Source organism: Shewanella xiamenensis (genome assembly GCF_024971755.1).
In the GTDB taxonomy this organism is placed as follows: domain Bacteria; phylum Pseudomonadota; class Gammaproteobacteria; order Enterobacterales; family Shewanellaceae; genus Shewanella; species Shewanella xiamenensis.
Window position 1 is genome coordinate 3,561,330 of sequence record NZ_CP079718.1, and the last position, 25,396, is coordinate 3,586,725.

General features: G+C 45.1%; 17 protein-coding genes. 8 read left to right on the forward strand and 9 right to left on the reverse strand.

Going from position 1 to position 25,396, the window contains the following annotated elements:
• Positions 1-252: 252 nt before the first annotated feature.
• From KXJ80_RS16860 to KXJ80_RS16880, 5 genes are all read right to left on the reverse strand, one after another.
• Positions 253-2,070, reverse strand: coding sequence for a M1 family metallopeptidase (locus KXJ80_RS16860; RefSeq protein WP_218738616.1), 1,818 nt, complete (start codon positions 2,068-2,070; stop codon positions 253-255).
• Positions 2,071-2,581: 511 nt separating this feature from the next.
• Entirely contained in the window at positions 2,582-3,553 is a 972-nt protein-coding gene (locus KXJ80_RS16865; RefSeq protein ID WP_011623458.1) for a PstS family phosphate ABC transporter substrate-binding protein, read from the reverse strand.
• A 219-nt stretch (positions 3,554-3,772) separates the two neighbouring features.
• Positions 3,773-5,071 carry a phosphate regulon sensor histidine kinase PhoR gene (gene phoR / locus KXJ80_RS16870; RefSeq protein ID WP_218738260.1) on the reverse strand — a complete coding sequence of 433 codons (1,299 nt, stop codon included), beginning with the start codon at positions 5,069-5,071 and terminating at the stop codon, positions 3,773-3,775.
• 80 nt (positions 5,072-5,151) lie between these two features.
• Positions 5,152-5,841: a phosphate regulon transcriptional regulator PhoB gene (phoB, locus tag KXJ80_RS16875; protein WP_011071727.1), complete on the reverse strand. Its 690-nt coding sequence runs from the start codon at positions 5,839-5,841 to the stop codon at positions 5,152-5,154.
• A 185-nt stretch (positions 5,842-6,026) separates the two neighbouring features.
• Complete coding sequence (locus tag KXJ80_RS16880) at positions 6,027-6,995, reverse strand: porin (protein WP_037416585.1); 969 nt, start codon at positions 6,993-6,995, stop codon at positions 6,027-6,029.
• Between the two features lie 292 nt (positions 6,996-7,287).
• Between KXJ80_RS16880 and rdgC the strand changes: the two genes are divergently transcribed.
• A complete protein-coding gene (rdgC, locus tag KXJ80_RS16885) occupies positions 7,288-8,202 on the forward strand; it encodes a recombination-associated protein RdgC (protein WP_218738259.1) in 915 nt (304 codons plus the stop codon).
• 181 nt (positions 8,203-8,383) lie between these two features.
• Here rdgC and KXJ80_RS16890 read toward each other — a convergent pair whose 3' ends face one another.
• Positions 8,384-10,195, reverse strand: coding sequence for a M61 family metallopeptidase (locus KXJ80_RS16890; protein ID WP_047538682.1), 1,812 nt, complete (start codon positions 10,193-10,195; stop codon positions 8,384-8,386).
• Positions 10,196-10,335: 140 nt separating this feature from the next.
• On the opposite strand from KXJ80_RS16890, the gene KXJ80_RS16895 reads away from it, so the two are divergent.
• The 6 genes from KXJ80_RS16895 to KXJ80_RS16920 all read left to right on the forward strand — a co-directional run bounded on the left by KXJ80_RS16895 (position 10,336) and on the right by KXJ80_RS16920 (position 18,717).
• Positions 10,336-12,498, forward strand: coding sequence for a tetratricopeptide repeat protein (locus KXJ80_RS16895; protein WP_218738258.1), 2,163 nt, complete (start codon positions 10,336-10,338; stop codon positions 12,496-12,498).
• Positions 12,499-12,647: 149 nt separating this feature from the next.
• On the forward strand, positions 12,648-14,204 hold the full coding sequence (locus KXJ80_RS16900; protein WP_218738257.1) for a GGDEF domain-containing protein: 1,557 nt from the start codon (positions 12,648-12,650) through the stop codon (positions 14,202-14,204).
• 56 nt (positions 14,205-14,260) lie between these two features.
• Positions 14,261-15,616 (forward strand): nucleotide 5'-monophosphate nucleosidase PpnN, encoded by a 1,356-nt coding sequence (gene ppnN, locus KXJ80_RS16905; RefSeq protein WP_218738256.1) that lies wholly within the window; start codon positions 14,261-14,263, stop codon positions 15,614-15,616.
• A 14-nt stretch (positions 15,617-15,630) separates the two neighbouring features.
• Positions 15,631-16,413 carry a flap endonuclease Xni gene (xni, locus tag KXJ80_RS16910; protein ID WP_144375540.1) on the forward strand — a complete coding sequence of 261 codons (783 nt, stop codon included), beginning with the start codon at positions 15,631-15,633 and terminating at the stop codon, positions 16,411-16,413.
• Positions 16,414-16,523: 110 nt separating this feature from the next.
• A complete protein-coding gene (locus KXJ80_RS16915; protein WP_037416564.1) occupies positions 16,524-16,952 on the forward strand; it encodes a DUF3192 domain-containing protein in 429 nt (142 codons plus the stop codon).
• A 1,315-nt stretch (positions 16,953-18,267) separates the two neighbouring features.
• A complete protein-coding gene (locus KXJ80_RS16920; protein ID WP_218738255.1) occupies positions 18,268-18,717 on the forward strand; it encodes a hypothetical protein in 450 nt (149 codons plus the stop codon).
• 461 nt (positions 18,718-19,178) lie between these two features.
• On the opposite strand, the gene KXJ80_RS16925 is transcribed toward KXJ80_RS16920, so the two are convergent.
• Positions 19,179-21,995, reverse strand: a complete 2,817-nt coding sequence (locus KXJ80_RS16925; RefSeq protein ID WP_218738254.1) for a S9 family peptidase — start codon at positions 21,993-21,995, stop codon at positions 19,179-19,181.
• A 254-nt stretch (positions 21,996-22,249) separates the two neighbouring features.
• Between KXJ80_RS16925 and KXJ80_RS16930 the strand changes: the two genes are divergently transcribed.
• The gene (locus tag KXJ80_RS16930; RefSeq protein ID WP_037416541.1) at positions 22,250-23,260 is read left to right on the forward strand and encodes an isocitrate dehydrogenase; all 1,011 of its coding nucleotides are present in this window, start codon (positions 22,250-22,252) and stop codon (positions 23,258-23,260) included.
• Positions 23,261-23,673: 413 nt separating this feature from the next.
• Here KXJ80_RS16930 and rlmM read toward each other — a convergent pair whose 3' ends face one another.
• Complete coding sequence (gene rlmM / locus KXJ80_RS16935) at positions 23,674-24,759, reverse strand: 23S rRNA (cytidine(2498)-2'-O)-methyltransferase RlmM (RefSeq protein WP_037416532.1); 1,086 nt, start codon at positions 24,757-24,759, stop codon at positions 23,674-23,676.
• Between the two features lie 153 nt (positions 24,760-24,912).
• On the reverse strand, positions 24,913-25,305 hold the full coding sequence (locus KXJ80_RS16940) for a DUF423 domain-containing protein (RefSeq protein ID WP_037416529.1): 393 nt from the start codon (positions 25,303-25,305) through the stop codon (positions 24,913-24,915).
• Positions 25,306-25,396 lie beyond the last annotated feature (91 nt).

Sequence of the window (25,396 nt, forward strand, 5' to 3'; positions counted from 1 at the left end):
AGGATTAACAAATCCGCTTTAATGCACAATTGATTGCTAAATGAAAAGTTTAGCAAAGGATTAAATGGATAAAACATGCCGTTTAATTCAATGGAACAGTTTCAAGTTATTGCATAGAGTCGAATTGGTTGGTCGTTCATCATCATCTCCCTTTTGGGAAGCAATCGAATACACGCTAGCGCACTGAATTCCTTTGTCTCCTAGCTTGATTTTCTTATGGCAACCTTTGGTTGCCATTTTTTTTATCTGTTTTTACGAGTTAAACATCCTATCTAACTGCACTTGAATGGATGGGTGATAACCTGCGCGTGCGCTTGCATAAATCTGTTGTAACTCAGCATGATAACCCGCAATCTTTAACTCAGCGTAAAGCGGACGGACAAACTTGCCGCGGCCAATACGCTGTAAATAAGCGCTTAAAGCGGGCAGCACGGGATCGTAATGATTGCGGATAGCGACCCTAAACCAATCGCAGGCAATTTCGGCATTGGTCGACTCGGTTAACTTAAAGGTATCGTCCAAATCCATTAATTGCACCTGAGACAAGACTTCAGGCAATTGGGTCAAAAAGTATTGCCAGTGATGGACACGCCAGCCTTGCACCTTAAGCTCACTAGCCGCTTTGCCCTTTAGAAAGTCCTCCAAGGCGCTATCGACCTTATCTAAACTTCGCGATGTGGGCCCAACATAACCTTGAGGTAGCCCTTCGCCATAAATCCATTCCAGCAATTCGGCTTCGCTTATCTTATCGGAATAGGCTTCAACTAAAGCGACTTTGGCGTATTTGACAAACTCTTCAGTGGTAATTGCCTTAAAAGCAAAGTGCTGCACATAGGCAAACAGAAACTTATCGAATTCGGTGCGGCCAAGTCGATGCTCTAATTCATGGACGAACATCGACGCCTTATCATAGGTAAAGCGGTTAAAGGCCAGATTAGGATCGGCCTGTTGTACATTGGCGGGTAGCGTTTGCCTATGGCGCGGTAAAACGGCCATTTCTTCTTTTAGTCGACCAAATTCAATAACCCATTCTAGCTCAGCCTGCTCCTTGCCATAGACTTCCTCGACAATTCGATTGGTGAAATAGGTCGTAAAACCTTCATTTAACCAGAGATCACGCCATGTGGCATTGCTCACCAAATTGCCCGTCCACGAGTGTGCCAACTCATGGGCAACCGTTGACACAAGGCTCTTATCTCCCGCAATCAAGGTTGGAGTTAAAAAAGCTAAACGGGGATTTTCCATGCCACCAAACGGAAAGCTCGGCGGCAAGATGATCATGTCATAACGCCCCCAGGCATAGGGGCCTAATAGCGATTGCGCCACATCTAGCATATGTTCGGTATCGGCAAACTCAGTTGCTGCGGCGGCCAACATGCAAGGTTCTGTATACACGCCGCTGCGCGGGCCTATAGCTTGAAATGCCAAATCGCCTACCGCTAATGCCAGCAAATGGGTTGGGATTGGTTTCTCCATCTCAAACGTAAATATCCCTTCAAGCGGTGTATCTGGATGATTCATCGCACTCATCACTGCACGCATTCCCTTGGGCACTTGGACTTTCGCATCGAAGGTTATCCGCGCCTTTGGCGTATCCTGCAAGGGGATCCAACTGCGGGCATTAATGGGCTGAGATTGACTAAAGAGATAAGGTAACTGTTTGCCGGCCGTTTGCTCAGGCATAAGCCACTGCAACCCTTCAGCTTCTGGCGAGGTGCGATAGTGAATACAGACTCGCTCACACTTTTCAGCAGGTAGCTGGATCACCAATTTCTGCCCGAGGATTTCATTTGGCACTTCAAGCACAAACTCAAGGGGCTCTTGAGTATCAGTCGTGACCGATAAAATATGTAAATCACGGCTATCGAGCCATAACTCGCTAGTCTGTGGTTCAAAGTAGCGAAGTGACAGAATCGCTTCCCCGAGCAAAGTGCGAGTCGCAAAGTCGATTTTCAACGCGAGGGATAAGTGTGTGACCTGCACTTGGTCGCTATTGGCAAAGGAATGGTAATCCCGAGTTAAATCCCATGCTGCGGGAGCGATTGGCATTTGCTGGCTTTCTGATGACATCACTTAGCTAACCTGTGAACGGTAAATTATCTAATCATATTATCGGACGCAGATTTACCGACGCGCAATCGAATAAACTGTCCTCGCATCAGCATTTTGTAACAATGCTTGAATCCAAGTTTTGCCATAATCGACTTTAGTTAACTCATAAAAATAAAATTTACATATTTTTCAATGCATAAAGAAAAATAGTAAAAATATTTTCAAAAATTTTCTATTTTTGCTGAACTAATTTCGCGCCCTTGAGTCAGATATTATGGACCGAATCTTTGCAATGAGTTTCTTCGTTCATCATCATTCTCCTTTCGATGGTTTCTAGCGCGACCGTCCCCAGATTCCGAATTGGAATTTACAGCAACCTAATTAGGTTGCTTTTTTTTATGCCCATTTTTCAGTCGTAAGCGCCAACTAGTAATCACCTAGCATGATAACCCCATACTGACGTTGGTGGTTTAAGTCCCCAAAACAAAAAGGGCCTCCGAAGAGACCCTTAAGGTTTAGCGATTTAGCATTAGAGGCGGATGCCTAACTGTTCTAAATCTTTAGCAACGACGCTCTTAGGCAGAGTCACATAACCGTCTTTTTCTACCACTTGCTGACCTTGCTTAGACAGCACGTAACGGATGAATTCTTTTTCCATTGGTGCTAAGTCTTTGTTTGGCTGCTTGTTCACGTACACATATAAGTAACGTGATAATGGGTAAGTACCGTTAGCGGCGTTTTCTGCAGTCGCTTCGATAAACTCGTTACCTTTCTTCGCGATGGCAACGGCTTTCACACCAGCAGTTTTGTAACCGATACCTGAGTAACCGATAGCGTTCAGTGATTGAGACACTGACTGAACTACAGAAGCAGAACCTGGTTGCTCGTTTACGTTGGCCTTGAAGTCACCTTTACACAGAGCGTGCTCTTTAAAGTAACCGTAAGTACCAGATACTGAGTTACGGCCATATAACTGTACGTCTTTAGCTGACCAGTTACCGTCAAGGCCTAAATCGCCCCAACGTTGGATGTCGCTGCTACCACATTTGTGAGTAGAGGAGAAAATACCGTCAACTTGTTCGACAGTTAAGCCTTTGATTGGGTTATCTTTGTGTACGAACACCGCTAAAGCGTCAATCGCAACACGAACTGCAGTTGGCTTGTAACCGTAGTGTTTTTCGAAGGCTTCTTCTTCATTAGGCTTCATCTTGCGGCTCATTGGGCCAAATTGTGAAGTACCTTCAGTTAATGCTGGTGGCGCAGTAGAAGAACCAGCTGCTTGAATTTGGATATTTACGTTAGGGTACATCTGTTTAAATTCTTCAGCCCACAGTGTCATCATATTGGCTAAAGTATCTGAACCTACAGAGGAAAGGTTGCCCGATACCCCACTTGCTTTCTCGTAAGTTGGCAGAGATTGATCAACAGATGCCATTGCAGTGGCAGAGAATACACCAGCGGCAGTAAGAGTCATCGCGCCGACAAGCTTTTTCAGTTTCATTATGTGCTCCAGTAATAAGCTAACTAATTTGTAACTTAAGTTTCTTCAGACGCAGCCAGTATCAATCGCTACAATGACAATTCTATGTCTAAGATATGACACTTAGATGACAAAACACCTTTTTATAAAAAATCCGCCGATTCAAACCCGATAAAAAACAAAACAGGCCATAATGACCTGTTTTTAATATATAAAAAATAACGTTACATTAAATAGCAATTATTTTTTACGTTCAATCAAATGCTGCGGGATCACAAAGCTGAAAGTGCTACCCTTTCCTAATTCACTGCTGATATTAAGCTCACTGTGATGATGACTTAACGCATGTTTCACAATGGCTAAACCAAGGCCGCTGCCCCCCGTTTGCCGTGAGCGCGCGCTGTCAACTCGATAAAAACGCTCGGTTAAGCGATTGATATGCTGCGGTGCAATCCCTTCCCCAGTATCTGTCACACTGAAGAGACCGCCAGTAGCAACGCTACGCCACTGCACCGTAATCTTGCCACCAGGTTCAGTGTAACGAATCGCATTAGAAATCAGGTTAGAGCAAGCACTTCTAAGCTGTAGCTCATTGCCATGGGAATCTAATCCCGGCTCACAATGGAAACTTAACTCATATTTATCCTGCGCTAATGCTTTAGCTTCTTCCTTTAAAGCTTCCATTAGCTGCGACATGTTTACCGTGTTCTCAAGATTAATATCCACCGCATCTTCGATACGCGATAACACCAGTAATTGTTCGACCATCGACTGCATTCGCCGAGTCTGCTGCTGCATTAAGGCTAAGGGCTTAGCGTTCATCGAATCGGGTTCCGCCATGCTTTGCATCATCTCTAAATAGCCCTGCAATACAGTGAGCGGGGTTTTGAGTTCGTGTGACACATTGGCGACAAATTCTTTACGCATGCCTTCGAGTTGTCTTATCCGTGTAATATCGCGGGCAATCAACAGTAACTGCCGATCGCCATAGGCCATGATACGAATTTCGAGTAAACGCCGCTCCGATACGGGCGAAGCCAGCTCTAAGGGTTCCTTATATTCAGCCGCTTTGATATAGGCAGAAAAATCGGGATGACGAATTAAATTATCGATTCGTTGACCATTATCCTGTGGCCAAACGAATCCCAACATCAGCTGAGCTAATTTATTACACCATAAGATATTATGCTCTGAGTCGAGCACGACTGCTGCATCGGGTAAGGCTTCAGCGCCTTGACGGAAACGCCCAAGTAGAGCCGCCAATTGACCGACTCGGCGACGATTTTTACCTTGCAGGCGGTAAATACCATTAAATACGCCTTCCCAACTGCCAGTACCTTGGGGAGGCGTTAATTTTCTATCTCGCCATAACCAAAAATTAAGTCGCGCTAACTGACGGTAATGCCAGAACACTAGCCCTAGCAATCCAATGATCAGTATCCAGAGGGGTTTCCCTACCAATAAACCAATGAGCAAACAAAGCAGTAAAAATACGGCTAAGCGCGTAAACAACCGGTACCCTGAATAAGAGTCGAACATAAATAAACCCAAACATCAGGCTAAATAAGAGGAGCACAAGATAGCCGAAAAGCTAACCTGTGCCTATCTCTTATTTGGCACTAACTACGTGTTGAGAAACGATAACCCGCGCCACGAACCGTTTGAATGAGACGATCATGGCCCGACTCTTCAACCGCTTTACGTAAACGACGGATATGAACATCTACGGTTCGGTCTTCGACATATACGTTTGTGCCCCACACATTATCAAGCAGCTGTTCGCGGCTATAGACGCGTTCTGGGTGTGTCATAAAAAAGTGTAACAATCGAAATTCTGTGGGTCCCATATCGAGTACAGTATCACCAACACTCACCCTGTGACTCACGGGGTCGAGTAACAATCCTTGTACGTCAATCGTTTCTTCAAGACGGGTCGGCGCGCTACGGCGTAGCACCGCTTTGATACGTGCCACCAACTCCTTGGGTGAGAAAGGTTTAGTGATATAGTCATCGGCGCCCACTTCGAGGCCCTTAACCTTATCTTCCTCTTCTCCACGGGCGGTGAGCATAATAATGGGGATCTGACGGGTAAACTCATCCTGCTTGAGGCGTTTAGCCAATTGAATACCGCTTCCTCCAGGAAACATCCAATCCAACAAAATCAGATCGGGGTAAGGCTCCTTTAGCAGCGCAATGGCCGAATCAAAATCTTCTGCCGCAGAGGTGGTAAACCCATGCTGTTCCATTACAAAAGTCAGCATCTCGCGGATGGCTAACTCGTCTTCTACTATCAATATCCTTGCAGTCATAGGTGATTTTCTGTCAGTGAATGTCAACACGGCTATTATTAGTCATTTTTATTACAGATTTATGAATAAGTGTGCCGCACAAGCTATATAGTAGCGATAATTGTCATATTAAGTTTATATAACTGTTTGTTTATCGCAATAAAAAAGGAGGCCGAAGCCTCCTTAATTCAATCTTAATACTGAGATTAGAACTTGTGTTCTAAACCAACACCGATGTATTTATCATCATCTGTATTCGCTTCTAAAGAGCGATTGGTATAGAAAGCAAATACTTTAGTCGGCTTGCCTAAGCTGTAATCCGCACCCACTGACCATGAATCACCTAAGTCTTCCATGTCTTGATATTGTGCTTTTAATGTCACAGCATTGATATCATAAGCAGCACTTAACAGGTAGCCAGTCGCACTGTCTGCAGACACCTCAACTGGTTCGCCCGTTGTTGCATTGTATTTGTACGTTTGTTCCTGCTGCTGATACATACCACCCAACTTGATGCCAGCTAACTTGGCTTGTAAGCTAGCACGCACGATTTCATATCCAGACACATCAGAATCGTACGCAAGGGCTGCATAGACAGCGGTTTTCTTTAACTTAGCGTCACCATACATGGCGGCAGCACTGAAACCATCTTGAGCAAATTGACTTTTAACATCATTACCTTCCGCAACATAAGTGACACCAAACACGAAGTCACCAAAGGAAGGGGTTAAGTAAGTTGCCGTTTGCGCAGCACGAACTTCACCTTTAAATAATTTTGTTAAGTCGCCAGAAAGATCGTTAAATTGGTCAACATCACCTTGAGAAATCTTCAGCAAAGTATCGTTACGACCAACAGAGAACGAACCAAAGTCGCCTTTTAAACCAACAAATTGATTACGCGCAGTAAAGTTGTCGCTTGATGCATTGCCAGTATCTACTTGATACTCAACAGTATAAAAAGCAGTAAGTGAACTTGATAATTCGAAATCACCCTTCACACCAAAACGAGAAGCATTACTTTGAATAGTTGTTGTAGCGTCACCTTTCTCATCGTTTGATTGAGCGGTAACATTCAACTTACCATAAACAGTCAGTGGCTCAGCGGCATAAGCAGAAGCCAGAGTTGCAGAAGCTAGCGCAGAAGCAAGTAGAGTTTTACAAAAAACGTTCATCATTTAATCCTTTCGACGTTATGTTCGTCTTGGTTATTGGTTTGGAACGACCGAAAGTTTGCAATGAATCTGTTTCAGTTTTATTTCAATTGTGACAACTTAGGACTACCACCATAAAACCGCACCACCTACAAAAGACAAAACCCATTAACACCAAGGGTTATAGCTGAGTTTTTCTCAATGTTACATTTTGATGAATTCTGCAACCAAGGCAAAATTTAACGATTTCAGGTAGGTTTACCCCGCCGCAACTATGCCGTAAACTGCGACTTTATTTTTCCAATGAGCGCATCTTATGTGGTTTAAAAATCTTACTCTTTATCGTTTCAATAAACCTTTTTCCATCGAGACAGAAGCACTTGAAACCGCACTTGCCGATTTCACATTTTCCCCGTGCGGCAGCCAAGACATCAGCAAATTTGGGTTTTCCAATGCCTTAGGTAAACAGGGCAGCACCTTAGTGCACAGCGCCAACAATCGTCATCTAATCTGTGTCACTAAAGAAGAAAAAATTCTTCCTGGTCAAGTAATTAAAGAATCATTAGAAGAAAAAGTGGCACAAATTGAAGACGAAGAAAATCGTAAACTCGCCAAAAAAGAAAAAGATGCGCTAAAAGATGAAATCATCACTAGCCTATTGCCACGCGCTTTTTCGCGCCGCAGCCAAACACGCGCACTGATTTTACCTGAGCTAGAAATGATCCTCGTCGACAGCTCAAGCGCCACTAAGGCAGAAGAATTATTAGCCTTATTACGCAAGGCCTTAGGTAGCTTGCCAGTGATCCCATTAAGCTTTAAAGCACCGATTGAAAGCCAATTAACTGAATGGCTTAAAAATGGCAGCGCCCCCTTACCTTTTGAAATGCAAGATGAAGCTGAGCTGAAATCTGCCGCAGATGAAGGCGGCATAGTACGCTTTAAGCAGCAAGATCTAAAAGAAGACGAAGTACTTGCCCACCTAGAAACCGGCAAAGAAGTGCATAAGCTCGCCCTGCACTTTGGCCAATCGATTGCGCTATTGCTGCAATCCGATGCCAGTGTGAAACGCTTAAAATTCTCCGAAGAATTTAGAGCGGGTAATGATGAGTTGGGTAATGAAGATCCGATGGCGCGCCTCGATGCTGACTTTGCCTTAATGGGCAGTGAATTAGTCGCACTAATGCACGCCCTGGTTTCTGCATTGGGTGGCATTGAAGAGACTAAAGCTTAACGCTTAAAACGCTGATCGTATTTGGCCAAGGCTCCTTCCTAGCCAGTATTAGAAAAGTAAAAGGCGCCGCAGTTGGACTCAGTTCACTGCGGCGCCTTTTTAGTATCTATGACTGAAGTAACACATTGGTAGTGATTCGAATAAGCCAACCTAAAGCCCACTCACTCAAATCGCAAACAAGTTAACTTTTCGTCAGCAGCTCACCCTTATTATCAAACGGCCAATCGATGCCCAGCCAAGCCTTGAAGAAGGCTTTTTGCTGTTTAGTCGCCTTCACATCGCCTTTGAGCACTAGCTTGCCGCTTTGTTTCTCACCTAAGGTTAACGCCACTTGCTTGATTTTGTCGTTGTTAAATAAGGTGATTTCGACCTTATCACCCACTTTAAAGTCTTTGATGCGCTTATCAAATCCTTGAGCGGTCACCTTTAAGCCATTAATCGCGATAATCTCGTCTCCCGCCATGATACCAGCCTGCCAGGCGGGGCTATTACGCAATACTTGGGCAAGCACCAAAGAACCATATTCGCTGCTTAAGGTCATGCCAGTGAAAGGCTCAGCTTTAGCGTCTTTACCGTAGGACATCACTAATCCCGCCTGAGACAACAGGCTTGAAAACTCAAGGCTCAGTGGACTATTCACATGACTTTGCCACCATGGGCCATAGTCCTTACCCGATAAGTCCTTCAGAATTTGCTGCACATCGGCCACAGTGTACCCCTTAGGAACGCGGTAATCCTGATAGAGTTTACGATGCACGTCGCGGTATGAATGGGCAAGATTCGAGTCCGTCAGCAGAGAGAAATCCAGCGCCAGTGAGGCTAAATAACCTTCGGAGTAAATATTCACACTGTGGTTAATGGCATAATCGCCGCCCGTGCTGCTCCACTCGCCTAAACTGGCTTCGGCAACGGATTGAATTTCGCGCCCCGGTGTAAGCTCACTCTTCTCGATGCGTTTGGCGAGGTCTTCTAAAAATTCCTTAGGCGTCATTACACCTGCGCGCAGCAACAATTGCCCTTGGAAATAACTAGTTGATCCCTCGGCAATCCACAACAGTTCAGTCATATTTTCATGCTGATAATCGTAGGGAACAAGACCCGCCGGACGATAAGCTTTAACGTTCCAAGTATGAATAAACTCATGGGACGCCGTGCTAATAAAGCGCAGGTAATCCTTACGCTCACGAAAACTAAAGCGTGGTAGTTGGATAACCGTCGAGTTTAAGTGCTCGGTCGCGCCGCCCGCCCCGCTGGTGGCATGCACCATATACACATAACGATCAAAAGGATAATCATCCCAGATCGCTTTGGCTTGGCCACTCAATGCGGTTAAGTCTTTCACCACCTTATCGGCATCGTAGTTGCCTTCACCCCAAAACACTAATTCATAGTCTTTGCCATTAGCACTAAATTTTTTGTGAGTACTCACCCCTGTTTCAATGGGGGAGTCAATTAGCACATCATAATTAGGTGCAATAAAGGAATGCGCCATTTTGCCTGACGACATGCCCGAATAACTCTGCCAGTTTTCGGGCACGGTTAATTGTACTGCTACTGGGTCTTCTCGAAATTGCGGGCTATACATTAATACGCCACTGGCATCGAGATAAGCATGGCTTGAATCAATATGACGCACGCGCTGGCCTAATTCATTGGCGTAAAGTTGATAACTCACGGTTACATTGGTTGGATTATCTAAGGCAATTTTCCACTCGCCACTAGCACTGCGTTTCCATGGGAGTGGATTGCCCTTACTGTCTTTTGCCGTGAATAAACGCACGCCATCAGAGAGTGGTAACACTTGGTATTTACCCGTACGCCACACAGGAAGATTAACCGTTAACTCACCTGCTTTAGCTTCGGGAAACGTTACACTCACCTGTGCAAGATGATGTTGGGGTTGGCTTAAATCAATTTTGTAATCCACATCGGCAAATACGTTAGCCGACCCTAATACACTTAATGCCAAAATAGATAATCTATTGGGTTTCACTCTGACTTCCTTCCGTCTTCTGTTATTATGCTTCTTATATTTTTTCCAAGTATAACAAGTCGATGTAGCATCCTCATTAGGCGCTAACAAAAGCTAACAAAATAAGTTCCTTGACTTAGGGAATATAGGGCCACCTACACATGCATAAACTCATTGTTATTTTCGTGACCTTGTTAATATCTATTTCTTTTCAAACCTTGGCGGTCGATCTTGAGGCTGAAGAAATAGAATTGCGTGAAACGCCACAAAAAATGTATGACAGGCTTAATCAGTCGATTTCTTTTCCAATCACCTTTAAGAACCGTGAACAATTCGAACGAGCAGCCCAAGAACAGGGCTACAGCAGTGATGAGTTTGAGCACATACTGCAACTCCTCGCACGGTTAAATCTGGAACCCAATGTCAAAACCAAGGTGGGTTTTCAAGACGCAAACAACTTAATCGAACTTCTGGCAAGCATAGCGCAAACGCCCTTCGAGCAAGCCACCGTCGCCATGCTAAAGGGGCGCTATATCGGCCGCACCGAACAAAAATACCAAGAAGCGATCGCTTTTTATAACGAAGCACTGACACAGATCAGCGAAAGCGTTGATATTGAGTCTATGCTGCTAAAACATACCATCCATGAACATTTAGGTGGCCTGCACTTGGTTATTCGCCAAGATGTACCTGCACTAATGCATTTTCACACTTATCGCGATATTGCTTATAAGCTCAGAAACGACTACCTCATCGCGGCTGCCGAATCGAAACTAGGGCACTACTATAATAAAAATCAACAACTAACCAAATCATTGCAACATTATAGTGAAGCGATTCGACTATCAAATCGCTCCAATTATCCGTCAATGAAAACGCATCTTCAGTTACAACTCGCTAAGGTGTATCGTGATTTAAAACAATGGGATGAAGCGTTAAAAAATGCCCACGAAGCCGCAGCAGGATTTAAAAAGCTAGGGAACGATACTTATCTTTCCAGCTGTATGACAGTTATTGCCATGGTGTATGGTGAGCAAGGGGATTGGAACCGCGCCATTGATTACTACCTTAATGCTCAGCAACTCGATGCTAAACGCGGTAATTACATCGCTCAAGGGCTTAATTTCCACAATTTAGGTCAAGCTTATTCGCATCTTAATGATGATGTGAATGCACTTAAGTATTTGTTGATGGCTAATAAAATATTCACTGAAAAACAAAGCCATCATTACTTGGTCTATAACGAATTACTGATTGGTGAAATTGCTCAAGGTAAGCAAGATTGGCCGTTGATGATGGGGCATGCTGAAAACGCTTTAGTGTTGGCGACAGATTTAAATCTACCAGAGGAGCAAAAATCAGCACTGACACAAATCGCCCTTTCGGCAGAAAAACAGCAAGATCAAGCCAAAGTGATCAACACACAAAAAAAGATTATTGAGTTAAACAACTCATTAAAAGACACTGCTAAAGATCCTGGCGTCACTGCTTCAGTCCTTGCTGAACAGCAGCTCAAGTTAGAACTCAATATGATTCAAAGCAAGTTAAATGATGCCATTCAAACCGCTAAGGATACTAATCAATTCCTGGCATTTAGTGGTCTTATCATAACCTTGTTGGTGATAGCAGTTATCTTCTTACTAAATCAACGACGCAGGAGCAAACAGCAAAACGCATCGCTGCTTCAATTAAGCTTAGAAGAACCTTTTACCCATCATAAGGGATATGCTGCACTATTAAACGATCTGACGCTAAACCCGCCTAGCTCTCAAACCACTGCGCTAGCTTTAATTGAATTTCGCGACCATATATCGACTGACCTCAATCACGGCCAATATTTTGCTAATACTATGACCCGTCAGCTCACAAACCATATTAGCCATAGTCTGTTTATGCCCGTCTATGTGATCCGCCAGGGCTTATTTGCGGTCAGGTTTACTGAGGCCGTAGAACCACAGCAAGTGTTAACACAACTTCAACAGCAATTCGATAAACAAGCATTTACGCCTAGTTTCAATCTCGGCTTTATCAATTTGCCCCTGCTTGCCAAAGCGGAGATTAACATTGCCCCCAAATTGCTGTTTGAAACCGTGCAAATGGCGCTCGCTGGTGCACGAAGTTTGCCAAATGACACTTGCTATTATGTGAGTCTCAGAGCATTAGATTTTGTGCCACCGACACTGTTTGCCGACCCGCTGTTTTTGCACTTAGAGAAAGGTATTGAACGCGGCCTGATCCGAGTCGAGACGAATGCGATAAAGGAAGATATTGTATGGCCTTGCTGGGAAAATAACCAAAATCGGCATTTGTTAGAAAATATTTGATCAATATCGACAATTAATCACTATCGTACAAGCAAAGCAATTTGCACTCTACGACCATTGTTATAACATTAGAAGCATATGAGTTAAACGCTAATCTGGACAGAGGACGTCTTGCTTGTTAGCCCTGCAGAGTTAGGAAAATACTCCGGATGAAGGATTCCAACGCGACTGTTACACAACTTGCATTACTTCAACAGAAACTTCATTCGGCAAAACTTGCCCTCGATGAAGTCAATGAAGATAGAAATGCTAAGTTACAAACTTTACTCCAATTTATTGGTCATTTAAGTCTTGCCTGCAAAGGTCAAAACTTAGAATTGGATAATAAGCTTGCCAAACTTCGCCATAACTTAAATACCTTTGAGCGAGTCGATGAAGCCCTACCTGAATTGGTCGATGTTGAACGCCTATTAAAAGGCCAATACCACCACGTAATGGTACAACTTGAAGAAAGTCGCGCAGGGCTTGCACAGGTCGTCCGCCAAATTCAACGGGTTAACTCTGTACCAGAAAAGCTCAAAAAAGAAATTAACTACTTTAAGCAAGATCTCGCTAAACCGTTCCATACGGTGTGGGAGTACATTCCTAAAGTAAAACAAATTATCGGCTTCTACGACACCATCCTACAGCAACAGTTTAATGAAACTGAAAAGTTAGATGTGTTACCAAAGCACAGACAACTCGCCCATGAGTTGGCACAAATGATCTCGGAAATTGAATTCCGTAAAGATCAACGCGATCAAGTGCTTGTCATTAAAGAAATGCTAGCATCCGATATTGAAATCGATAATTTACTCGAGGCTTATCAAACGATTTTATCCCTGCTGCTCGATAATATTGCACGGGAAAAATCCGCCTCTCAGGAATTTCTCTACGCCTTAAACGATGCCTTAGCAGCAGTGCGGGAAGTCGTTAGTGAATCCTATAATCACAACCAGCGTAGTTTCCAACTTAAAACCCAGCTTAATCGTGAAATCAATTCTCGAGTCGATAATGTGGGTGAAGCCATTATCGATACCGACGATATTGTCGACCTCAAAGCACGTTTAACCGAACAGCTCAATTCGATTCGCTCCGCCCTCGCCCGCAAAGAAGCCTTAGAACAACGCGAGCAAGCCTTACTGCGTAAATCGATGGAAACCATGCGCAAAGAGCTTAACGAGCTGAGCAACGAGGCCAATACCTATAAAGAACGACTTTTCGAACAACAAAAGCTCAATCTGCTGGACAGCCTAACTCAATTACCTAACCGTGCCGCCCTAGAAGAGCGCATGGAGCTTGAGTATCGCAATTACCAACGTTATAAATCTCCGCTATGGATTGCGATTGCAGATATCGATCACTTTAAGAGCATCAATGACAGTTTTGGCCACAGTACTGGGGACAAAACCCTACAGGTCATCGCCATGGCATTAAAAAATTCTTTACGGGATACCGAGTTTGTCGCCCGCTACGGCGGTGAAGAATTTGTGCTCATTTTGCCAGATATTGACGATAACGATATCGCTCAACTTTTAAACAGAGTTAGAGAAAAAGTAAAAAATATTCCATTTAAATTTAAAAATCAGCGAATTACAGTTACAGTATCTATAGGGGCTGCACGAGTCATGGGCAATGAGCTCATACACGAAACCTTTGAGCGCGCCGATGCAGCACTCTACAAAGCAAAACATGAAAGCAGAGACAGGGTCGTGATTGACGTATAACTAAGTCAGACTATACGTCGTTTCTTATCACTCCTGTCGATACGAAGGAGTGATAAATGATAGTAAAAGTCAGCCCTAAGGGCAGCATGGATCAGCTTTCACAACTTGAAGTTGATCGCCTCAAAAAAAGCGCCAAAAGCGCCCTATATCAACTGTATCGTAACTGCTCACTCGCGGTACTCGCCGCAGGTTTAAAGACAGACAATTCTAAAGCACTATTCGAGCAATATCACGACTTCGACATCAATGTACTGCAACGTGAACGCGGGGTTAAGCTCGAGCTTATCAATCCACCGGAACAAGCCTTTGTTGATGGCCAAATTATCACTGGGATCCAAGAGCATTTATTTTCGGTGCTCAGAGATATTCTCTACATCAGCGACAAATACGACACCCTAAAACATATCAATTTAACAAATGCTAGCCACATTACTAACGTCGTGTTTGATATTTTGCGTAATGCCCGCGCCATTGCGCCCATGAAGGATCCTAATGTAGTGGTCTGCTGGGGCGGACACAGCATTAATGCCATCGAATACCAATATACCCGTGAAGTCGGTTATCAACTCGGCCTAAGGGAATTAGATATTTGCACTGGTTGCGGCCCTGGCGCAATGGAAGGCCCGATGAAGGGCGCAGCGATTGGTCACTCTAAACAACGGATTAAAAATGCCCGTTATATTGGTCTCACTGAGCCAAGTATTATCGCCGCCGAGCCGCCTAACCAAATCGTTAACGAGCTGGTGATCTTGCCCGATATCGAAAAACGCCTAGAAGCGTTTGTACGCTTAGGTCACGGCATTATCATCTTCCCCGGCGGTGCGGGTACAGCCGAAGAACTGCTGTATATACTGGGGATTTTGCTCAATAAAGAAAACCAACAAACGCCCTTCCCACTGGTATTAACTGGCCCCAGCGAAAGCGCAGATTATTTTATTAAAATTGATGAGTTTATTGCTGCTACCTTAGGGCCTGAAGCGCAGCAAAAATACCAAATCATTATTGATAATCCTGCCGAAGTCGCTCGGGTGATGAAGCAAGGCATGGAGCAAGTGAAAAACCATCGCCGTGCCACAGGAGATGCTTACCAATATCAATGGGGGCTAAAAATTGAGCCGGAATTTCAACTGCCCTTCACTCCCACCCATGAGGTAATGGCAAACTTAAATTTACATTTTCAAACCAACAAAGCGGAGCTTGCAGCCAACCTGCGCAAAGCCTTTTCGGGTATCGTAGCGGGTAATGTAAAATCCGACACCATCAAGCAAATTGAGCAATTAGGTCCCTTCCACATTAAAGGGGATCCGCATTTAATGGAGTTGATGGATAATTTGCTGGGTGCCTTTGTCGCCCAGCATAGGATGAAACTGCCGGGAAGCACTTATGTTCCCTGCTATCAAATAGTGAAGTAAAACAAAAACCGCCAATGAATAAGTTTTTAATTATTGATGGTCTCAACTTAGTCCGCCGGATTTATGCGGCGATCCCAGATGAGAACGATATGGACAGTTTAACGGAGCGTGTGAGTGTCGCCTGCACTAAACTGCTGCGCATTCACCACCCAACCCATGTCGCTATCGTCTGGGATGGGGATGAGATCTCTTGGCGTAAACAGCTCTACCCTGATTATAAAAAGGGCCGTAAACCTATGCCTGAGCCACTGGCGGCGGGCTTAACGGCATTGCAAGAACACCTTAACAGTTTACAAATCCAATCAATTTATGCCGCTGCTGAGGCCGATGATGTTATCGCCACCCTTGCAATGAAAACCGCCAAAGCCCAAGGTGAAGCCATTATTGTGTCGACGGATAAAGGTTTTAGCCAACTCAATCATCCGCGGATCAGCCAGTGGGATCACTTTAATCAGCAATATCTCAACATCGCTGAGCTTGAACAAAAACTGGGAGTCGATCGCAGCCAATTTCTCGATTTAATGGCTCTTGCGGGTGATAGCGGCAATAAAATCCCCGGTATCGCAGGTATTGGCCCTAAATCGGCCGCCGAGTTACTCCGAACCTTTAGAACCTTAGCGACACTGTTTTCCTCGTTGTCCAATCTCGGCGCCAAACAAGCGAAAAAGTTAGCAGAAGGCCGAGATATTGCACGCCTCAGTTATAAGTTAGCCCAACTACAAACCGATTTACCCTTAAACATCAACTTAAAAGATTTTCGGGTCAATAGCCCTATTCATACGCCACCCGTCGACTAGCGCCTCTTGTTAACACTAAGTTGCAATAAAGCCGTTTACCTCAGGTCATCAAAGGCGTATTTTATTCATTTGCCAAATAACACATTGGATATGCAAAGGAATTAGATTCAATGAAATCAAAAACCTCGGTTATTATTGGTAGCATATTTGCTGCCTATGTCGCCTTCGTCGCCGTAGTGGTGCTCGTATATGAGCCCACTCCAGATGAAATGGATTGGGAAGATAGGCAAGTCTATAACAGCCAGAAATTAAACGATTTAACACTCGGGCAAGATATTTCCGCCGTCAAAACCCTATTTGGTAAGGCCGATTTTACAGAGGCAAAATCCCTTAAGGATAGCCAGCTACAAGTGCTCTTTTATCGTACTCACCATGAAAAATCCGATGGCGTGACCAGCAAAGAAGAATGCACCCCGCTGATTTTTAAAGATAATAAACTCGTGGCCTGGGGCGATGATACCTATAAACAGTATCTCGAAGCCGGCACAGATATTGTTAGCCGCACCGCCAAAGAGGTCGAAAGCTCAAGCAAAAATTGATTTTGCTCTGATATCACCATCATCCCTAAGCTAAATATCCAAAGCTTATTAAGCTATCTCCCAAAATGGCATTGTAAATCAATACATTGCCATTTCTGTTACAGAACTGCTTAAAAGCGAGATAACTTTATTGTCAGGTGTGCAGGATGAATTGTCATTTTCCCCTGTGACACGCCACCCTGTTATTTCACAAGAAGCATCCATAAGGGCTCTACTAAAACCTAGATGTTTTAAAAGGTCACAGGTACAACAATGCCAATCCTAACTATCCCTCTAGCGGTTGTTCAGCTAAAAAGTAATTGCCCCAAAACAAGTCGGCTGAATCGGATATTGCGATATATGCATTGCCACTGTTTCCCCAGTGACACGCCATAAACTCATCCCTGAGGGCTCTACTAAAACATCCATGTTTTAGAAGGTCACAGGTGCAACAATGCCAATCTTAACTAACCCTCTCGCTGCTCGTTTAGCTAAAAAGCTATTGCCCCAAAGTGTGTTTCGGCTCGTTAACTCAACCGAAAATTCCCACTACTGCTGGCAAACAAATTCTTATCTATTTGCCTATGTTTGGCCTTACCAGAAATCGGCTAAGAATGTATGGGTATACAGTCGTATTTAAATTTAGGTATTTTTGTATGATTTTAAGACAAGAACAGTGCGCACTAATTCCATGCGCAATAAATAAAACGCTATAAAATCAATTGACTATAGAGGCTGAGTTTTAGTTAATAGGTTTGGAAAACGCGCATGCGCGTTTTTCCAGATGGTATATTTAATAGAATGCTGATAAGTTCTTTGCATACAGATAGTTAACTGTGCGCGTTTTCACTGGTCTAACGAGGTAAACGCGCATGCGCATGAATAAAATGTTAGGCGTGAATTCGACTCCGAGGAAGAATAAAATGGCTAATTCAAAATCTGGAAGACACGCATTTGCTTTCGAGGGAGGCGAGAAACTCACCACGATTGGCGCCACTTTTTTCGTCTCATATCTATACCATAGGCATGTTGATTCAACCCACAAAAACTGGGATTCGATCAAAACTCAGAAATCTCGTATTAGCACAATCAACAGATCCGAGAGTTACTACCGAGGTTGGTTGAGCCATATCGGCAGTATGAGTGATACCAACTTGAACAGAAACACTTTGGGTCTCGATGGAGCCACTGTGAAGAAAATGGCACTAGCCATACAAAAGGCGTTATGAGTCCAGTTGGGTTCGATGCGCCTAACAAGGCCAATCACAATCGCGCCAGCAAGCTGTCGCTGGACTCGCAACAAGTTGCTCGCCTGTGTTGGCGGCGTTAGTGGTGAATGATGAATAAAGTCCTGCTTTTTATCTTTGCTTTTATTAGCTTGCATGGGAACGCTGAGGAATCTGAGGCTCCAGAGGCTATCTGGATAGAATCAGATGATATGCTGTCTTGCACTCCACGCATGTTAAGCCGTGGCGATGTTCTTCGAGTTAATCTTAGTGGGCAACACGGAAAGGAGCTTGCTTTATATAGGCACGATGAAAACTTATGGCTATTTTTGGTAGTTGGCGCAGCGCCATCAACCATGAAGTCTTTAATGTCTTCTCAACAGTTTGAAAGTGCAAAAGAAATTGAAATAGCCCCAACCACGACTGGGTATCGCTGGGATAACAAAGGTGGTAATGAGACGATATTTTCTAAGCCAGGGAAATATACCCTCTACGTTAGTGAAAACCTGGAAAGTGAGGAAGGCGGCTATAAATGCGAGCTATTTGTGAAAAACCACTAACAAGCAAAGGCAGCATCGCACTGCGGGCTGGACGCGCTAACGCGCGCCGCTGCTTTGGTAGTTATCTCCATAGAAATTTTAATCCGAAACTCAATAATTAGAGTTGGGAATCTAACATGCTTTTGTCCCAAAGCGTGCTGAGTAAGATTATTAGATCTACAGATTACGCTAATGCTAAAAAGGCTAGCCATGGCGATTAGCGAGACGCTCGTCCGCTCCACGGATGGGGCGGTTGAGTGAATGTCATGGTTCGCCCATCAACCAGAGGTGGCATTGAAGTTACTTAGCAACGGGTCATTTAGTCTTTCTAGACCTCAATTTCTCCCTCTTCTTCTTTGCTAAAGCAGGGTAATTCGAAGGGGATAAAAGGACTATTTCAATGAGCTAGCTCGCGCCCTTATTGCCATAAAAAACGCCACCTTATGGTGGCGTTTGCTTATAGATAAACCTAAAACAGACGATTACTCATCATCGGCTTTATATTCGACATAGGCTTCGCCTTGGCTTAACCAGGCTGGCGCTGGTTTGCCTTTAAGATAATGGTCGAAGTATTCCATCATCCGAATGCTGTAATCGAGCTTATTAGGGTATTTCTTCAGATGATGTGGTTCATCTTCATATTGTAAAAACACCACATCTTTACCCGCACGGCGCATCGCTAAGTACATTTCAACACCTTGCTCCCAAGGCACTGCATCGTCTTTATCGCCAAACATGATCATCAACGGCGTTTTAATGCGATCGGCATAAAACACGGGCGAGTTCTCAATGTATTTTTGTGGCGCTGCAAATAAACTTGCACCTATGCGGCTTTGGCCTGTTTCGTATTGGAATTGGCGTGCAATGCCGGTGCCATGGCGAATACCGCTGTAGGCGCTGGTCATATTCGCCACTGGCGCACCAGCCACCGCGGCTTTGAACATCTTAGTTTGGGTGATGGCAAAAGCCGTTTGATAACCACTCCAAGAATGCCCTTGTAAACCAATGGCGTTAGCATCGGCAACGCCCATATCGATAAGCTTTTGCACACCCGAGGTCAATGTTTGTACTGAGCTGGCACCGGGATAACCAATATCGAAACGAATATCCGGCAAAAATACCGCATAACCGTTATTCACATACCAAGCGAAGTTAGGTCTATGGTTGACCTTCATTTGCGGAAAGGCATGCAGTCTGTCGGTCATCAATTCATAGTAGTACACCAGCACAGGATAACGCTCGCCCGCTTGATAGTTGGTCGGTTTTATCAACACACCATCGAGGGCTTTACCATCACCATTGATCCAATGCACTAATTCAGCTTGGCTCCAATTAAAAGCTTGGCGCTGCTTATCAAAATCGGTTTGCTTCACTGCTTGTTGTGGTGCTTGATAGCTTGCGGTGTATAAATCGGGGAAGAGATCAAATCGCTCCTTAGAAAACACCAAGGTATCGGCATCTTTACTGCGCCCAAGCACAGTTAATTTATACTCGCCTTCCATCAGGGGCTTAACGCCCGCTTCGCCAAGGGTCGCTTGATAAAAACCATCGGCCTTAGTCTTGTCGCTGTAACCATGCAGCAGCACAGTAGCGTTGTAGGCAAGCGTCGTTGGCTCATCGGGATTATCGACTAAACCTTCAACACGATATTGAATTTTTTGAGCGCGTCCCTGCCCTGCTGTTAAGGCAAAGCCCGTTTTCGATGCGGTGTTAAACTGCCACACATCGAATTTATCGTAGACGAGGAAGCCGGCATCGTCCTTAAGCCAAGGGCCAAAACCATAACCCGGCGCATTGGAGGGAGAATCATGATCTTCATCGGCAAAACTCACCTTTAAAGACTGGGTCAGATTAGTGCGGCGACCTTCGACAATATCGTATAAATACACATGACCTTGCTGATAATAGGCCACATATTTACCGTCGCCCGATAAGCTTGGCTCAGCATCACTGGGTTGTTGGGTTAACAGCGGCAACTTGCGACCCGTATTGATATCCACCAAATAATAATCTTGATAGAACCCAGCCCAAGTGATCATCTTGCGATAGGGTAAGTCAGAGCTTGCCAGCATATAACGCTTGTGCTGTGACAGGGCCACATCTGGCACCGTTTTATCGCCAAGCTGCACCACATTGTTAGAGCCTAAATGCAGCACGGCTAAATAAGTACGCTTTTGCTCTGCTTCATATTGCTTGATTTCATGGGGTTTAATCCGCGGATCTTCCCCATGCCAAACTTTAAGCTTGCGCTGGCCAGTCACAATATCTTTATCGTAAAGATCTTTTTCTTCGGCGATTTTCTTCAGGCTAAGCTGCTGGCTCACCTCAGGCACTCGGCCAAAGAAAAGTCGCTCACTGTCTAATGAAAAGTTTAAACTGGCGTAACGGTTTAACGTCCACTCTTTGGTGTTTGGCACAGGGCGAATTTTGCCCGAAGCAATATCGACTAGGCTTAACTGATAACTGCGGCCATAGGGTAATTCACTCGCATCCCCCTGAGTAAAGGCCAGCCAGCGACCATTTTTTGAAAGTGCTAGCGCGCCGATTTGTTGGGTTTGAGATTCAAATACCGTTGATTTTTTGTAGTCTTTCAAATCAATCAGTTGCAGTTGATGTTGTTTCGCCTCGATATCATTGACAGCGACAGCCAAGCGGCGACTGTCTTTATCAAACTGATAGGCGGTCACATGCTCCAGATCCACCCGCTGCGATGGCGAAGACAAATTCACTAAACTCAAACGACGGCCTTGGTCAAACTTATCGACCTTCACCTTCTCGGCTTTGGGCTTATCATCAGTGCCTTCGGTTTTCTCTTTGGTGTCTTTCTTGGCTTCTTCATCGGCTTCAAACCAAATGGCTAAATGCGCGCCATCGTCACTAAAGACAAATTCTTTTACCCGTTCAAATTTGGTTTGTATGCCCGTTTCAGTGTCGAGCAACACCATATCGGCCTTAAGCTTTTTCTTAGCTTTAGCATCGCTGGTTTCAACTTTAAGCAAACTAGGCTTAACCGCCATCGCCACATAACGGCCAGTGTGACTCACGATAGGATCTGAGCCGCCTTCAATCTGAAAGTCTTTTCCTGATTGCAGATTTTTAATTAAACCATGGCTATCGCCACGATCCGGCGCCACCTCAACCGCCAGCACCTGACCATTGTCAGCGATAACGGGCTTTTCGAGGGACTCAAAATGCATGATGTCGGTCAGGGTAAGCGGTTTAGTGCTAGTTTCAGCATGGGCATGCGGCAATATTCCGAGGGATAACAGCACTAGCGATGTGATAGGTAATAACTTCAATGTCTTCCTCTTTTATGTAGTTGTTAGACTAAAGTAGACTTTTTTAACCATTGGCTCTCCATCATCGTTATAACCCAGTATTTTTACAAGTTTTACCCAATAAAAAATCGTGATATTGCTCACTATTTCCTGTGAAGTTTGACCAAAGACGGTTAAAATAATAGGGAGAAAAAACACCAAATTCATAGTCATGTTACCCGGCTGATCCCGGGTCGGACAATTGCAGTAACGACGAACCGTGGAAGGACTTCTCCATGTCAAAAAGAACGATAACCGTAATTCCAGGTGATGGAATTGGCCCAAGTATTATTGATTCAGCCTTAAAAATTCTTGATAAAGCAGGTTGTGATTTTGAATATGAATTTGCCGATGCCGGCTTAACCGCTCTCGAGAAGCAAGGCGAACTACTTCCGCAGCGTACTTTAGAACTGATCGAAAAAAACCGCATCACCCTAAAAGGCCCGCTGACTACGCCTGTAGGCGAAGGTTTTACCTCTATCAACGTGACATTACGTAAGAAATTCGGCCTGTACGCGAACGTGCGCCCAGTGTTGTCTTTCAAAGGCACTCAAGCCCGTTATGAAAACATTGATATCATCACAGTGCGTGAAAACACCGAAGGCATGTACTCAGGCCACGGTCAAAAAGTGTCAGAAGACGGCAGCACCGCAGAAGCGACTAGTATCGTCACTCGCCAAGGCGCTGAGCAAATCGCGACCTTCGCCTACGAACTGGCCCGTAAAGAAAACCGCAAGAAAGTCACTATCGTGCACAAAGCAAACATCATGAAGTCAACTTCAGGTCTGTTCCTGAAAGTGGCCCGTGAAGTGAGCCAACGCTACCCAGACATCAAAACCGAAGAAATGATCGTCGATGCGACTTGCATGAAGTTAGTGATGAACCCAGAAAACTTCGACGTCATCGTGACCACCAACCTGTTTGGTGACATTCTGTCGGATCTGTGTGCCGGTTTAGTCGGTGGTTTAGGTATGGCACCCGGCGCCAACATTGGCCGTGATGCAGCGATTTTCGAAGCGGTTCACGGCAGCGCGCCAGATATCGCGGGTAAAAACCTCGCAAACCCAACCTCTGTGATCTTAGCCTCTATCCAAATGCTGGAATACTTAGGCATGGCTGATAAAGCCGACATGATCCGTAAAGCCGTATCGGCAGTGATTGAAGAAGGCGACCGTACGACTCGCGATTTAGGCGGCACCCACGGTACGACTGACTTCACTCAAGCGGTGCTTGACCGTCTGTCATAATCGCTTTGCGCGAAACAAAAAACGCACCTTAGGGTGCGTTTTTTATGGCTGCCATTAGGGCGTGTTGACGTTTCATGGTTATTTTTGCAGCAATCTGGCTGGCTTTTATGCAAGGCAAAGTCCGTGCAGTGTAGTTATTCTACCTAAACGGACGATAACGCAGCAGAAACGTCAGCCAAATGCTGCCCGAAGGGTTCGTCTGGCAAGCCCTTGCTCTTACTTTCTGTCATAAGAGCCGCTCGTCATTTGAGTAGAATAACTACACATCATTCCTCGTTTCGCGAGCACGTGCTTGCCTGAACGAACAAAATCTAATCTCGAAACGTCAACACGCCCTAGCAGAACAGCCAAATAAAAAGCCCCAAACATGACTTGGGGCTTCACTCACTAACAGAACGGTAAAAAACCGCAGATTAGTTCCAAGGCTGGCTAGGCTTAAGCCATAAGTGCACCGTCACTTCATCGCGGTCATGGTATAAGTGCTTACACTGCAACTGGAATTCGTTGATACCATTTTCCTTGAGGATTTCCTGCATGGTATTCAAAATCGCCATCACTTCTTTATAACGGCTCTTCATCGGCAGCTTGAGGTTGAAAATGGCTTCTTTAAACCAGCCATTGATGGCCCAAGCCTCAATCAGCTCAGCCACGCGCGCGGGTTTTTCAACCATGTCACACACTAACCAATAAATGTTTTTACGCTGTGGCTCGAAGCGGAAACCATCCTCACGGAAATGTTTCACTTGTCCGGTTTCCATCAGTTTTTCGTTCATTGGGCCATTATCGACCGCGGAGACCATCATGCCACGACGCACTAACTGATAGGTCCAGCCACCTGGGCAAGCGCCTAAGTCCACCGCATTCATGCCGCTGCGAACCCGCTCTTCCTGCGCTTCTTTAGGCACAAACTGCGCGAATGCTTCATCGAGTTTCAGGCTTGAACGACTTGGTGCATCGGCAGCCATTTTCAGGCGCGGGATCCCCATAAAATAGGGTGAGCTGTTGTTGCTGAAGGAATAACCAACGTAGGCGCGTCCTGGGCCAACAAAACACACATGAATAATCGGACGCTTAGGGTTTTCCTGCGCCAGTAAACTACCTGATTTTTTCAAATGCTGGCGCAAAGGCACAGTAAACTTACGGCAAAATGCCGACAGCTCTTTTGCTTCATTGGTATCAGGGGTTTCAACCCTCAGCTCGCCCGCTTTACTCACCTCACTGAGCGCTGCCACAATCGGGCTGACACGGTCAGACTCGGGCAAATCGGCTAGCAGTTCACTCGCGGCAAACATCTGACGAGCAAAGATCAGCGAATCTAACGACAGCTGCTTAGCCAAGGTATCGCCGCCATCATCGTCAAAACATTGGTATACCACATAGGCATCGTTATTGTTGGCCTTAACAAAGCCACCCACATTGAGCTCAGCCGCTCGCTGTTGGATTTCTGCTGCGCATTCTTTCTCATAGCCTGCACGGCAAAATAAAAATAGGTTTTTCATGGAGATCCTTAAGAAATCCAAGCCATAAACATGGCCGACTATCGATTTGGGCGCCAGTATAGCAATTTCAATACACAAAAGCCCGATTTGCTATCGGGCTTTTGTGCTATTGGCTGCGTGGACGCACGGCGCAGTAGCTGCGCCATACAAGCATTATGACTCGTTACCATCCACCACTTTATGGCGCCATACGGCCGCGGCCAGCAATAACCAACCTAAGAGGAAACAGCCGCCGCCCATCGGCGTGATAGGGCCAAACCATTTGCTGCCGACCAGCGCCAAACCGTAGAGCGAGCCAGAAAACAGCACTATACCCGCAATAAATAAATACGCCGCCCAATCGAGTAAACGTGAGGTTAACCACTGCCCCGCAAAAGCAACCACAATCAAGGCAAAGGTATGGTAGAAGTGGTATTGCACCCCAAGATTAAACACTTCAATCAACTCTGGGGGCGCCACGGCTTTTAAACCGTGGGCACCAAAAGCACCTAGCGCGACCGCAAAAAAACCGCTTACCGCGGCGAGTAACAACAATCCTTTACGCATTTTAACCTCCAAAAACCAATAGGCTTTACAACGGATGACGCCCGAGCCGTTAATCCAGACTCTGAGCACTTTACGTCATATCAAGAAGAAA